We start from the raw sequence: 13,143 nt of genomic DNA, 5'->3' as shown, positions 1-13,143 counted from the left end.
CTCCTGGTCGAAAGCCGTACGGGGATCAGGCCGGTACCGACTGCGGGCTGCGCTCCTGGTCCGAGCCCGGTACCGGCTCCGACGGGTCCGCACCCAGGGCCACGATCCGGTTCTCGCGGTCCACGTGCACGACCCTCGGCTCCAGCACCCGCGCCTCGGCATCGGTCACTTGAGCGTAACTGATGATGATCACCAGGTCGCCGGGATGGACGAGATGGGCCGCGGCCCCGTTGATCCCGATGACTCCGGAGCCGCGCTCGCCCTCGATGACGTACGTCTCCAGGCGGGTGCCGTTGGTGATGTCGACGATGTGCACGAGCTCGCCGGGCAGCAGGTCGGCCGCGTCGAGGAGGTCCGCGTCGATGGTCACCGATCCCACGTAGTGCAGGTCGGCCTGGGTGACGGTGGCGCGGTGGATCTTGGACTTGAACATGGTACGAAACATGAGGAAGCTCCCGTTTTGTCTGCTCCCTGCCTGCGGTGCAGGTCAAGGGCGTTGGCGGCAGCGTACATCTCTCCGCGTACGGATCAGCTGAGCTTCTGCTCACACTCCCCGAAGGGCACGCACCAGCTCGACGACCCGCCGACTCGCTTCCCTACCCGTCATCCACCGCAGCCCTTCGCTCGGAACGATGCGGACGGCTCCGGTGGTGACGCGGGCCGGCGCGGCCGGGTGCGCCGGCGCGCACCGGGCCGTCGGCTACGTCGACCGATCGGCTCAGCCGCCGCTCTTGCGCCGGAACGAGCGCTGGCTCGAAGCCGGGCCGTGTGCGGCGCGTACCTTCGACGCGTCGGGGTTGGCGGCGGCCTCGCCGGCGTCCGCCTGGGCACCGCGCTTGCGGGCCAGGGCTTCGCGGAACTTGCGCTTGAGGTCGTCGTTGCCGTCGTCGTCCGGCGCGAGAGGGGACGTCTCGGCGGCAGTCGGCTCCGAACCTTCCGGGGATGCGGGCTCTGCGGTCATGGTGACCTCCTGGGTTCGGGGTGGGGAAGCACAGCTTGTCATGCCGGGGGCGGTGCGGGGAGCCGGGTCCCGGCCGCGCACCGGGACCCCCGCCACGTCGTGGTTCGCCTCACTCCAGGCCGGTGGGCCTGCGGGACGCCGCCATCGCCTCGTCCACGTCCGTCAGCGGCCGCAGCCGGTAGGTGTAGGCGTAGTCGCGGTCGGCGAACAGTTTGTACTCGTCGTGGGTGTGCGCGCCCCAGCTGTTGTCGCCGCCGACGCCCATCTGGTGATGGCTCAGGCGCAGCACGACCTCCTTGCGCGGGGTGAGCTGGTAGTCGTGGCGGGCCCCGACCGAGAGGTCCTCCGGGGTGAAGTGGGAGGCGTTGACCTCCAGGAGCGGTTCGCCGGTGACGAGCAGCCCGGGGCCGTCGCCGCCGGTGAGGGCGATCCAGCGGACGTCGGTCCTGTTGCCGCTCTCCTGGGGGCGCAGGTAGGAGGTCCGCTGGCCGGTGACGGTGCCCGAGTACAGGCCCACGTCGGTGGCGTTGTTGCGGTCCCAGTGGTTCTCCTCGGGTCCACGGCCGTAGTAGCGCAGCTTCTCCAGCCGGGAGGGCAGGAACAGCAGGGTTCCCACCTCCGGGATGTACGGCAGCGAGGAGGCGCCCGGGTGCAGGGTGTTGTCGACCTTGATCTCGCCGTTCCCGAAGACCGTGTACGTGGTGGTGTACGTCGACTCGGTGGTGGTGGGCAGGGTGCCGGCGACCTTGATCACGACGGCTTTGTCGCCCAGGGTGCTGACGTCGACGTCCGTGACCTTGCGGCCGGTACCGGCGTCGCGCCAGGTCTGGTTGCGGGTGTGCTGGCCGTTTCCGTGGTCGTTGTCGGTGGGGGCCCGCCAGAAGTTGGGGGCGGGGCCGGAGGTGATCAGCTCGGCGCGTCCGGCGCGGTAGGAGGTGATGACGCCGGTCTTCTTGCCGACGGTGACGGAGAAGCCCTTGCCCGTGACGGTGACCGCCCCGTCGGTGTCCTTGTGGCTCAGGGCCGGGACGCGGGCCGGCGGCAGCGGTGTCACGGCGGGGCTGTCGGAGTCGACGGGGAGTTGCTGCCCGGCCACCTCGAAGCCGGCCTCGGCCCACTTCGTGGTTTCTCTGGTGGTGAAGGACAGCCGCAGGAAGTACTCCGCGCCCGGCGCCGGGTCGTCCGGCACCTCGAAGGGCACGGTGATGTCCTTGCTCGACAGCGGCGCGAGGTCCAGCTGGGCCCGGCTCAGTTTTCCGCGCCGGACCACCTTTCCGTCGGCGACGAGCTCCCACCGTCCGTCGAACTCGCGGAGGTTGGTGAAGAGGTACTCGTTGGTGAGCGTCACCGCCCCCGAACCCCCGGACGCCCAGGCCGCGTTGATCGCCTGATAGATCTGCTTGACCTCGGCGGACTTGCCGGTGAGTCCGCGGTCGGCGGTGACGATGCCGTCCCCGGAGAAGGCGCCGTCGTTGGGGTTGTCGGCCCAGTCGCCGCCGTAGGCGTAGAACGTCCTGTCCCGGGGCCGCTCCTCGGTGAGGCCGACGGTGGCGGCGTCGAACCAGAACCGTACGCCGTCGTCGCCGGGTCCCCGGCCGGCGGAGGCGAGGTCGGCGGCGCTCAGCGCGCGGGCGTACACGCGGGCCCGTCGGATGGTGCCGCTGAACTCACGGGTGGGGTTGTCGACGTCGGTGGCCAGGGCCAGGGACGCGGTGTTGTTCGAGGGGCGCCGGGTGGTGGTGCGGGTGGCCCGTTTCTCGCCGTCGACGTGGAGGGTCAGGGTGCCCGCGTCCGCGTCGAAGACGCCCGCGATGTGGTGCTCGCGGCCGGTCCAGTCGTCCGGCAGAGCCCAGCTCACGCTGACCCACTGACCGCCGCCGTAGATGAAGAACTCCAGGTTCCGGTCCGTCTGCTTGAGGGCGTACTGGGTGTCGCCCTTGGCGAGGATCGGCTGGTGGTAGCCGGTCACCTGCGGAGTGACCCAGGCCTCCAGGGTGAGGGAGCCGGTGAGGTCGAGGCGCGGGTCGCGGGCGAAGACGGTGCCGCCGGAGACGCCCTCGGCGCGGGTGAACGTGCCGGCGGGGGCCTGGATCTCGCCGCGCAGTGCGGCCGGTCCGGACTCGGTGAACCGCTTGCGCGTGGGCGTGGGCCACTCGAGGGCCTGGTCGACGAAGTCCCAGATCCAGCCGCCCTGGAGGACGTCGTAGCGGCGGACGATGTCCCAGTACTTCTTGAAGTTGCCGTTGGAGTTCCCCATGCCGTGCGAGTACTCGATCATCACGTACGGCCGGGTGTCGTTCGTGTCCTTCGCGCGCGCCTCGACGCGGGAGGGGCTGTCGTACATCTCGGAGCGGATGTCGCTCATGCCCGGGCGGTCGTCGCCCTCGTACTGGATGACCCGGGTGGTGTCGTACGACTTTATCCAGTCGTACATGGCGTTGAAGGTGCTGCCGCCGCCCGCCTCGTTGCCGAGCGACCAGATGACCACCGAGGCGTGGTTCTTGTCGCGGTGGACCATGTTGCGGGCGCGGTCCACGCACGCCTCGGTCCAGTCTGCGTGGTTGCCGGGGTACTCGCCGCGGATGCCGTGGGTCTCGAGGTTGGTCTCGTCGACGAGGTACAGGCCGTACTCGTCGGCGAGTTCGAGCCACTGCGGGTTGTTGGGGTAGTGCGAGGTGCGGACGCTGTTGATGTTCAGCCGCTTGATGATCCCGATGTCCTCGACCATGTCCGCGCGGGTGAGGGCCGAACCGCGCACCGGGTGCATCTCGTGGCGGTTGGTGCCCCGGAAGGAGACCGGCTTGCCGTTGATGCGCATCAGGCCGTCCTTGAGCGCGAACTCGCGCAGACCGACGCGGTGGGAGAGGGTCTCGATCACCTTGCCCGCCGGGTCGCGCAGGCGGAGCACGGCGGTGTAGAGGTCGGGGTGTTCGGCCGACCACAGGCGCGGCCGGGGCACGGCCTTCGCGGCCTGTACGGTCTCCTCCTTGCCGGAGTCGAGTGCGAGGGTCTGCTGCAGCGGTCTGGGCCAGACCGGGTGCCCGTTCGGGTCGTACAGCTGGGTCTCGACGGAGTACCGGCCGCCGCCCTTGCCGCCGTAGTCGCGCACGTTCGCGGTGACGGACAGTTCGGCTGCCTGGTAGTCGTCGCTCAGCGGGGTGTCCAGCCTGAAGTCGCGCAGGTGCACGACGGGCGTGGAGTACAGGTAGACCGAGCGGAAGATACCGCTCAGCCGGATCATGTCCTGGTCCTCGAGCCAGTCGCCGTCGGAGTAGCGGTAGACCTCGACCGCGATCTGGTTGGTGCCCGGCTTCAGGTGCGGGGTGATGTCGTACTCGGCGGGGTCGTAGGAGTCCTCGTGGTAGCCCACCAACTCCCCGTTGATCCACACGTAGTGGGCGGACTTGACCCCCTCGAAGTGGAGGAAGGTCCGCCGGCCCTTCCAGTCGCGCGGGACCGTGAAGGTGCGACGGTACTGCCCCACGGGGTTGTGGCGGGTCGGCGCGGCCGGTGGCTGCGCCTCCTCGCCCAGGCCGTTGGGGCCCCACCAGGGGTAGGTGATGTTGATGTAGATCGGGCGGTCGTAGCCGTGCAGTTGCCAGGCGGAGGGGACGGGGATGGTGTCCCAGTCGCTGTCGTCGACGTCGGTGCGGTAGAAGTCCGCGTCGCGGTCGTCGGGGCGGTCGGCGTACGCGAACTTCCATTTGCCGTCGAGGCTCATCCGGTACGGGGAGCGGGTGCGGTCCGCGGCCAGGGCCTGTCTCACGTCCGCGTACGGCATGAGGGTGGTGTGCGCCGGCTCGGAGCCCAGGCGGAAGACGGCGATGTTGCCGTTCCACTCGGGAGTGGCCGCCGCGTCGGCCGCTCGTGCCGAGGTGATCGATCCGGGCAGGGCGAGCGCGCCGAGGACGGCGGCACCTCCCTCCAGCAGACGGCGGCGGCTGACGGGAGACACGGGAAAGTGCGACATGACCGTGGCCTTCCTCGGGACGACAGTGTGGGGGCACTGCTTGAGTGAGCGTCAGATCCTGTTCGGTGCTGTTGGGAAACCGAACGCACACTAAGTTGTCGGCCCGAGCGGGGCAATGATGTTGTCGGTCTTTGTGTGAACCTGCGGGGTTGACGTGCCGCGTGCGACTGATCTATGCGGCCGTCTCGATCTCCGTGACATCACCCGGCCGCTCCTCGAACTGCGTCCGGTACAGCTCGGCGTACCGCCGGCCGGCCGCCAACAGCTCCTCGTGCGTGCCCCGTTCGACGATCTGCCCGCCCTCGACCACCAGGATCTGGTCGGCCGCCCGGACCGTGGACAGACGGTGGGCGATGACGATGGCGGTCCGTCCTTCCAGAGCCTCGGTCAGCGCCTCCTGCACGGCCGCCTCCGAGGTGTTGTCCAGGTGGGCGGTGGCCTCGTCGAGGATGACGACGCGCTGGCGGGCCAGCAGCAGCCGGGCGATGGTCATGCGCTGGCGTTCGCCGCCGGAGAGGCGGTAGCCGCGCTCGCCGACCACGGTGTCGAGGCCGTCGGGGAGGGAGTCCACGAGGGCCTCGAGGCGGGAGCGGCGCAGGGCGTCGCGGAGTTCGCCCTCGGTGGCCTCCGGGCGGGCCAGCAGCAGATTGGCGCGGACCGTGTCGTGGAAGAGGTGGCCGTCCTGGGTGACCATGCCGAGGGTGGCGCGCAGCGAACTCGCGGTCAGGTCGCGGACGTCGGTGCCGCCGATCCGCACGGCGCCCTCGTCGACGTCGTACAGACGCGGGAGCAGTCCGGCGATCGTCGACTTGCCCGCGCCCGAGGAGCCGACGAGCGCGATCGTCTGGCCCGGTTCGGCACGGAAGGAGATGCCCTTGAGGACCTCGTCGCCGCCGCGGGTGTCGAGGGAGGCGACCTCCTCCAGGGAGGCCAGGGAGACCTTGTCGGCGGACGGGTAGCCGAAGCGGACGCCCTCGAACTCGACCGCGACCGGCCCGTCGGGGGCGTCGAGCGCGTCCGGCTTCTCCTCGATCAGCGGCTTCAGGTCGAGCACCTCGAAGACCCGCTCGAAGCTGACCAGGGCGCTCATCACCTCGACGCGGGCTCCGGCGAGCGAGGTGAGCGGGGCGTACAGCCGGGTCAGCAACAGGGCGAGGGAGACGACCGCGCCCGGCTCCAGGGTGCCGCGCAGGGCGAACCAGCCGCCGAGGCCGTAGACGAGGGCCAGCGCCAGGGCGGAGACCAGGGTGAGGGCGGTGATGAACACCGACTGCGCGGTGGCCGTGCGGACACCGATGTCGGCGACCCTGCGGGCGCGGGCCGCGAACTCCTCGGACTCCTGCTCGGGGCGGCCGAACAGCTTGATCAGCGTGGCGCCGGGCGCCGAGAAGCGCTCGGTCATACGGGTGCCCATCGCCGCGTTCAGCGCGGCCGCCTCCCGCTGCATACGGGCCATCCGGCGCCCCATGCGGCGGGCCGGGATCACGAAGACCGGCAGCAGGACCAGCGCGAGCAGGGTGATCTGCCAGGACAGGGTGAGCATGACGGCGAGGGTGAGCAGCAGGGTGACGATGTTGCTGACGACTCCGGAGAGCGTGTTGCTGAACGCCCTCTGCGCACCGATGACGTCGTTGTTGAGTCGGGAGACCAGCGCTCCCGTACGTGTCCGTGTGAAGAACGCGACCGGCATGCGCTGCACATGATCGAACACAGCCGTCCGCAGATCGAGGATGAGCCCCTCTCCGAGCGTCGACGACAGCCGTCGGCCGAGGATGCCCAGCGCCGCCTCGGCGACCGCGATGAGCGCGATGAGCAGGGCGAGCCGTACGACGGTGCCCTCGTCGTCGCCCGTCACGATCGCGTCCACGACATGCCCGGCGAGCACCGGGGTCGCGACGGCGAGCAGCGCGGTCGCCACCCCCAGCGCCACGAACTGAGCGATGCGGGTGCGGTGCGGTCGGGCGAACGCGCCGATGCGGCGCAGCGTCGTGCGGGCGAAGGGCCGCGTCTCCTGCTCGGCGTGCATCACGCTCTGCAGCTGTGTCCAGGCTGTGGTTTCCATGCTCATGGGAGCGAACGTACGACCTCAAGCGTTGTTGAGGTCAACACCCCCTGGACATCCGTCCCCAGGATGTCCGTCCCCAGGACCTCACCCCGCTCGAAGGATCCGATGACCGTACGCAATCCCCCGGCCGCCCTTCCGCAACCCGCAGTTGGCACGGCACCGAGAACCTCTGAGGACGTGAATCCCCGTCGCGTCCCCGCCCGCAGGATCCGTCAGATCCTGTGTCTGCTTCCGCTTCTGCTCGTCACGGTGGTCGCCGTGCAGCACCGCTCGGTCCTCGCCGAGGGCTTTGGCCATCTGGAGTCCGCCGAGTGGCCCTGGCTGCTGGTCGCGGTCTGCTCGACCTGTCTGACCTGGGTCGCCGCCGCCTGCACCCGCCAGGGCGCGGTCGTGCAGGGGCTGCCCAAACGGCGGCTGCTGGCGACCCAGTTCGCGGCCGGCGCTGCCAATCACCTGCTGCCCACCGGCCTGGGCGCGAGCGCGGTCAACCTCCGGTTCATGACGGTGTGCGGGCTCCCGCTGGCCCGTTCCTCGGCCGCCCTCGCCCTGTATCTGCTGGCGGAGTCGATCGGCCGGCTGGGCCTGCTGGCCGCGCTGCTGATCGCCTTCCCCGACGCGCTGAGCCTGGGAGCCCTCCTTCCCGAGGGCGCGCTCGCCGCGCTGCTGCCCGCCCTGGGCCTGGTGCTGGTCGTGGCGGCGGGCGTGCTCGTGTTCGTACGCCGGGTGCGTACGACCGTGACCTCGTTCCTGCGCACGGCGCTCTGCGAGGCACGCGAGGTGCACGCCCGGCCCGCCCGGGCGTTCGCCCTGTGGGGCGGTTCGCTCGCCTTCCCCGCGCTCCAGGCGGCCGGACTGGCCGCGGTGGGACAGGCGTTGGGGCTGCCGGTGCCGCCGCTGCACATCGCGGTGGCGTATCTCGCGGCGACGGTCGCCGTCGCACTGGTGCCCACACCCGGCGGGATCGGCTCGGTGGAGGCGGCGCTGGTCGTGGCGCTGGTGGCGGCGGGCGGTCCGGCGGCGATCGCGACGGCCGTGGTGCTGGCGTACCGGATCATCACCGTGTGGCTTCCGCTGCTTCCGGGGGCGTTGACGCTCGGGGCGCTGGTCCGCATGAAGGTCATCTGAAGGGGGGCCGCCCGACCGGGCGGCGCGGGTCGTTCAAGAACCCCTGCACGGTGACGGCCACCCGCGCACCGGCACGGGCGGCGTCGGCCGCGCTCTGCCCCGGGTACAGCAGACCGCCGGCGGCGAAGACTCCGGGCCGTGAGGTCTCGGCGGCCAGGGTCAGCCCTCCCCTGCGCGCCAGCTCGTTCTCGGGCACGAAGTCGCCGGTGAACACGACGGTGTCGCACGCCAGGACGGCCGTACGACCGTCTCGGTGCCGGACGCGGGCGCCGGACAGCCGTCCGTGGCCGAGGAGTTCGACGACTGCCGTCCCCGTGAGCAGGGGGACGCGTCGGCGAAGGCGGGCGTCCTGGGCGCGGAGCCGGGTGGTCCGTGCCCGGTCCGCCTCCGTGACCATGGCGACGACGTCGGCTCCGGCGGCCCGTACGGTGTCGGCGGCCGCGTACGAGACGCCTTCCGCACCGACGATCACCGCCCGCGTCCCGATCCGCTGCCCGTACAGGTGCACGGCCTGCTGAAGTTCACCGGTGGTGTAGACGCCGGCCGGCCGGGTCCCCGGCACCAGGCGTGCGGCGCGCGGGCGTTCGCGCGCGCCGGTGGCCAGGATCACGGCCCGCGCCTCGACGGTCTCGGGGCCGTCCCGGCCGACGGTGGCGAGCGCGAGGGGGCCGTGAGACGGGCCCGCCCAGTCGAGGACGCTCACTCCGGTCCGTACGACGGCCCCGGTCCGCAGCGCCGCGTCCACGAGCAGCCGGGCGTACGCGGGACCGGTCAGCGGATGCAGCCAGGTGCCGTAGCCGCCGTGTGCGCAGTGCCGTGGCACTCCCCCGGCCCGTTGCTCCCGGTCCAGCACCTCGACCCGGCCGGCACCGCCGACGGCCAGGCGGGCCGCGGCGGCGAGGCCCGCGGGACCGGCGCCCACCACGAGGACGTCGACCCGACGCGTCATGTCCGGGCCTCCTCGAACAGCTCCCGCACGGCCGCCCCGCAGTAGAACCCCTGGCAGCGTCCCGACCGGGCCCGGGTGCGGCGGCGCAGCCCGTCGAGGCCGCCCGGCGGGACGGTACTCGCCAGGGCGTCGCGGATCTCTCCTCGGGAGACGCGTTCGCAGTGGCAGACGAGGGCGCCGTACTCCGGGTCGGCGGCGATGAGTTCGGGACGCTGATAGGGGCGGGGGAAGGCGTCGCCGAGGTTGGGCATGTGCACGGGCTCCAGGTCGCGCGCGGGTCCCGAGTCGAGCCCGTTCTCGGTGAGTTGTCCGACGACATGTCCCGCGATGGCGAGCGAGGCGGTCAGACCGGTCGAGCGGATGCCGCCCACCGTGACGTAGGACTGCTCCGGGTGGACGTGGATGCGGTAGTCGTCGTGCTCGGTGGCGGCGCGCAGTCCGGCGTAGACGGCGGTGACCTCCTCGTCGAGCAGTGCGGGCAGGACGCGGCGGCCCTTCTCGCGCAGCTGGGACAGGCCTTCGGCGGAGGACTGCGTGGCCTGTCGGTCGTCGAGGTCCTCGGCGGTGGGGCCGAGGAGGACATTGCCGTAGACGGTGGGTGCCACCAGGACGCCCTTGCCGAGGGCCGTGGGGACGGGCAGGAGGATGTGCCGGACCAGGCTCCGGGCGAACTTGTCGAAGACGATGAGCTGGCCGCGGCGAGGGGTGACGGTGAAGTCGTCGTGACCGAGCCGCCGGTCGAGGATGTCGGCGTCGAGACCGGCCGCGTTGACCACCCAACGCGCGTGAAGGACACCCCGCGTCGTGACCTGGACGCCTTGTTCCACCCGGCAGTTGAGGTGCAGGTCCACTCCGTGCCGGACGGCCTGCGTGGCGTAGGCCAGGGTCGTCGTCCAGGGGTCGATGATGCTCTCGCCAGGGACCTCCAGAGCCCCCAGCGCGCCGGGGCCCAGGTGCGGCTCGCGCTCGTACACCTCGGCCGCGCCGAGCAGCCGGGACTCCTTGTAGTCGTTGCGCTCGGCCTTCTCCGCGAGGCGGGGCAGCGCGGCGAGCTGTTCCTCGTCCCAGGCGACGAGGAGGGCGCCGACCGGCTCGACGGCGATGCCCGACTCGGCGGCGAACCGCGCCAGTCGGCGGGAGCCCTCGCGGACGAGCCGCGCCTCCAGCGAGCCGGGGACCGCGTCGAACCCGGTGTGCAGGATCGCCGTGTTGGCCTTCGAGGTGCCCTGGCCCACGTCGTCCCGCGCCTCGACGAGCGCGACGCGCAGCCGCGGGTAGCGGGCGAGTTCGCGGGCGATGGCACAGCCGACCACTCCGGCGCCGACGACGGCCACGTCGTATGGCGTGGCGGGCAGCGGTCCGGCCGTGGTGACCGTCATGCGGGGGTCCGGTCGAGCAGTGCGGCGACCTCGGTGCGGAAGCCGGCCCGGCGCTCGGCGGCCTCGTCGGGGGTGATGCGCGGCTCGTAGACGGCGGCCGGCTTCCAGTGGGGCAGCGCTTCGGCGACCGTCAGGCCGGGCTGTGCGCCCAGCCGGGCCAGGGCGCCGACGCCGAGCGCGGTGGCGTCGGGCAGCGCGGACACCTCGACGGGGCGTTGCAGCAGGTCGGCCTGGGTCTGCATGAGCAGGGCGGAGCGGGTGAGGCCCCCGTCGACGCGCAGGGTGGTGAAGGGCGCGCCGAGGTCGGTGCCGGCCGCGTCGGCGAGCTCGGCGACCTGGGCGGCGATGCCCTCGCACAGGGCGCGCACGACGTGGCCGGGACCCGTGTCGAGGCCGAGCCCGGTGAGCGAACCGCGCAGGTCGCCGCGCCACCAGGGGGCGGCGAGCCCGGCCAGTGCGGGGACGAAGGTGACACCGGCGCTGTCGGGGACCGTGGCGCCGACGGCGTCGAGGTCGGCGGCGCCCTTGATGACGCCGAGGTCGGTGAGCCAGCGCACGGCGGACGCGGCCGTGTACACCTGGCCGTCGAGGCAGTAGCTCGCTTCTCCGCCGAGCCGCCAGGCGACACAGCTGACCAGTCCGGAGGTGCCGTGTGTCGGGGTGTCGCCGGTGTGGGCGAGGAGGAAGGCCCCGGTGCCGTAGGTGCACTTGGCGCCGCCGGGTGCGGTGACGCGCTGGGCGAGCAGGGCGGCCTGCTGGTCGACGGCGAGTCCGGTGAGCGGGATCTCCGGCCCGAACTCCTTGGTCGCGGCGATCTGTTGCGCGTTGTCGACGACCTTGGGGAGCCGTTCGTCGGCGAGTCCGTACAGGTCGAGGGCGCGCGGTGACCAGCGGACGCGGTCGAGGTCGAGGAGTTGGGTGCGGCCGGCGGTCGCCGCGTCGGTGACGTAGGCGCCGGTGAGGCGGTGGACGAGCCAGGCGTCGGTGGTGGTGACGACGCCCTCGCGGGTGCGGTGGCAGCGTATCCAGGCCATCTTGGGCGCGGCGAAGTACGGGTCGAGGGGCAGGCCGGTCAGTTCACGCAACTCGTCGGCGTACGGGGTGAGTTCCTCGCACACCGACTCGGCGCGGCGGTCCTGCCAGACGAGCGCCTCGGTGAGCGGGCGGCCGGTGCCGGGATCCCAGGCGAGCACGGTCTCGCCCTGGTTGGCGAGGCCCAGCGCGACGACGGGTTCGCGCGCCTCGGCCAGCGCGCGGTGGCCGGCCTCGACGACCGAGGTGTACAGCTCCTCGGGGTCGACCTCGACCCGTCCGCCGGGCAGATGGCGTGGCCGCACCTCGGCGAAGCCGGCGCCGATGACACCGCGTTCGGGGCAGACGACAAGGGCCTTGGTGCCGGATGTGCCCTGGTCGACAGCGAGCACCGGACCTGTCATCGAGCCCTCCCCGGGGCGTGTCTTCGGATCATCCCTCGGCGATCACCGTGCGACAGCCTGCCGTCGGCGGACACATCGCGTCAAGCAGAGCTGACTGTGAGTCAACCCTCGCGCACCGCAAAGGGGTTCGAAAAGATCGGGAAACGGGAGGAGATGCGGAACCGCCCCCTCTATAGTGACCGCCGCGACCGACGTGAGCTCCTCAACTGCCGCCCAGAGGAGGGCTGTTGTTACTCCACCCTGCCGTCAGGACCCACCCGCTGCCCGGGGCGGGAGACTGATGGCCAGAGAAGGAGCACGCCCCGCCTACGATCCCGCAGGCCACGACACCGCACTGCGCGCCACCCTCCAGGAGTTACGCACGGGGCGCTGGATGTCGATGCGCCGGCTCCTCACGGAGACCACGGCCTGGTGGCAGTGGACCCGCCGCACCCAGGTCCTCGCCACCGTCGCCGCCGGCACCGACGTGGTGCGCACCTGGCTCGAGGAGGAACCGCACAGCGTCCCGGCCACGGTGATGCAGGCCAGGGTCGCCGTGGAACGGGCGCTGCGGGCACACCGCGAGGGCCACCCCCACACCCTCGACCTGTGGCACGAGGCCTGGCGGGCGAGCCACACCGCGACCCGGGCCGCCCCGCCGGACCCCGTCCCCTGGGTGTGCCTGCTGGCACTGGCCCGGCTCGACCGGGAGCGGCAGTGGGCCGAGCACCGGGTGGCACCGCCCGGACCGATGCTGCCGCCGGGCCCGTGGGGGCTGCTCGCCGAGGCCGACAAGCGCGACCCGTACAACCGCGAGGCCCACCACCGGATGCTCCAGTTCCTCTACGAGCACGGCACCTCGGGGCGGCTCGCGGAGGCCGCCGGCTACGCGCACTGGGCCACCGACACCGCTCCCCCGGGCTCCGCGCTGCACGTCCTGCCGCTCTACGTCCGCGTCGAGCGCTACCGCCGCTCCGGCGGCCGCGACGCAGCGCTCGACCTGCACTGGGTCGCCGAGGACGCCACCCGCGAGGCCCAGCGCGCGCTGTACGCCTGGTTCGAGCAGACCTTCACCGCCGAGCGCTCCCTGCTGGACCTGAACCATGTCGCCCACGCCCTGTGGGGCGCCCTCCAGTTCACCGACGCCACCCGCGTGTTCGAGGCGCTCGGCCCGTACTGGACGCCCCAGCCCTGGGCGTACCGCACCCCCGATCAGGGCGACACCGCCCAGGCCGTGGAGATCTTCCTCCAGGCCCGGGCGCGCTGCCGGCCCGCGTGA

8 protein-coding genes and 1 pseudogene are annotated in these 13,143 nt (G+C 72.0%); 2 read left to right on the top strand and 7 right to left on the bottom strand.

The genetic code is table 11. From position 1 onward, the window contains the following. Positions 1-25: 25 nt before the first annotated feature. From panD to ACIOHP_RS25830, 4 genes are all read right to left on the bottom strand, one after another. A complete protein-coding gene (gene panD, locus ACIOHP_RS25845) occupies positions 26-445 on the bottom strand; it encodes an aspartate 1-decarboxylase (RefSeq protein WP_401891318.1) in 420 nt (139 codons plus the stop codon). Positions 446-718: 273 nt separating this feature from the next. Further along, positions 719-961, bottom strand: coding sequence for a DUF5302 domain-containing protein (locus ACIOHP_RS25840; protein ID WP_361555791.1), 243 nt, complete (start codon positions 959-961; stop codon positions 719-721). Positions 962-1,070: 109 nt separating this feature from the next. Beyond that, the gene (locus ACIOHP_RS25835; protein ID WP_401891314.1) at positions 1,071-4,931 is read right to left on the bottom strand and encodes a glycoside hydrolase family 2 TIM barrel-domain containing protein; all 3,861 of its coding nucleotides are present in this window, start codon (positions 4,929-4,931) and stop codon (positions 1,071-1,073) included. Between the two features lie 172 nt (positions 4,932-5,103). Further along, complete coding sequence (locus ACIOHP_RS25830) at positions 5,104-6,993, bottom strand: ABC transporter ATP-binding protein (protein ID WP_401891494.1); 1,890 nt, start codon at positions 6,991-6,993, stop codon at positions 5,104-5,106. A gap of 108 nt (positions 6,994-7,101) precedes the next feature. On the opposite strand from ACIOHP_RS25830, the gene ACIOHP_RS25825 reads away from it, so the two are divergent. Beyond that, a complete protein-coding gene (locus tag ACIOHP_RS25825; protein WP_401891311.1) occupies positions 7,102-8,121 on the top strand; it encodes a YbhN family protein in 1,020 nt (339 codons plus the stop codon). A gap of 34 nt (positions 8,122-8,155) precedes the next feature. Here the strand turns inward: ACIOHP_RS25825 and ACIOHP_RS25820 are convergent. The 3 genes and pseudogenes from ACIOHP_RS25820 to ACIOHP_RS25810 all read right to left on the bottom strand — a co-directional run. Next, positions 8,156-9,070: pseudogene (locus tag ACIOHP_RS25820) on the bottom strand (NAD(P)/FAD-dependent oxidoreductase); the annotation flags it as partial. Next, complete coding sequence (locus ACIOHP_RS25815; protein ID WP_401891308.1) at positions 9,067-10,449, bottom strand: FAD-dependent oxidoreductase; 1,383 nt, start codon at positions 10,447-10,449, stop codon at positions 9,067-9,069. The pseudogene ACIOHP_RS25820 and the gene ACIOHP_RS25815, both read right to left, overlap by 4 nt. Then, positions 10,446-11,885 carry an FGGY family carbohydrate kinase gene (locus tag ACIOHP_RS25810; protein ID WP_401891305.1) on the bottom strand — a complete coding sequence of 480 codons (1,440 nt, stop codon included), beginning with the start codon at positions 11,883-11,885 and terminating at the stop codon, positions 10,446-10,448. The genes ACIOHP_RS25815 and ACIOHP_RS25810 overlap by 4 nt, the downstream gene beginning before the upstream one ends. 280 nt (positions 11,886-12,165) lie before the next feature. Here ACIOHP_RS25810 and ACIOHP_RS25805 point away from each other — a divergent pair, with 280 nt between their 5' ends. Further along, entirely contained in the window at positions 12,166-13,143 is a 978-nt protein-coding gene (locus tag ACIOHP_RS25805) for a hypothetical protein (protein ID WP_361555803.1), read from the top strand.

The organism is Streptomyces sp. NPDC087859, from assembly GCF_044742595.1.
Lineage (GTDB): Bacteria > Actinomycetota > Actinomycetes > Streptomycetales > Streptomycetaceae > Streptomyces > Streptomyces canus_F.
The sequence above is the reverse complement of the archived record's forward strand: the minus strand, read 5'-3'. Positions and strand labels throughout refer to the sequence as shown.

What these genes read in the sequence shown, in the direction of transcription:
- ACIOHP_RS25815 (WP_401891308.1), bottom strand. Translation starts at nt 10,449, where the DNA reads ATGACGGTCACCACGGCCGGACCGCTGCCCGCCACGCCATACGACGTG.
- ACIOHP_RS25825 (WP_401891311.1), top strand. Translation starts at nt 7,102, where the DNA reads ATGACCGTACGCAATCCCCCGGCCGCCCTTCCGCAACCCGCAGTTGGC.
- ACIOHP_RS25840 (WP_361555791.1), bottom strand. Translation starts at nt 961, where the DNA reads ATGACCGCAGAGCCCGCATCCCCGGAAGGTTCGGAGCCGACTGCCGCC.
- panD (WP_401891318.1), bottom strand. Translation starts at nt 445, where the DNA reads ATGTTTCGTACCATGTTCAAGTCCAAGATCCACCGCGCCACCGTCACC.
- ACIOHP_RS25835 (WP_401891314.1), bottom strand. Translation starts at nt 4,931, where the DNA reads ATGTCGCACTTTCCCGTGTCTCCCGTCAGCCGCCGCCGTCTGCTGGAG.
- ACIOHP_RS25810 (WP_401891305.1), bottom strand. Translation starts at nt 11,885, where the DNA reads ATGACAGGTCCGGTGCTCGCTGTCGACCAGGGCACATCCGGCACCAAG.
- ACIOHP_RS25830 (WP_401891494.1), bottom strand. Translation starts at nt 6,993, where the DNA reads ATGGAAACCACAGCCTGGACACAGCTGCAGAGCGTGATGCACGCCGAG.
- ACIOHP_RS25805 (WP_361555803.1), top strand. Translation starts at nt 12,166, where the DNA reads ATGGCCAGAGAAGGAGCACGCCCCGCCTACGATCCCGCAGGCCACGAC.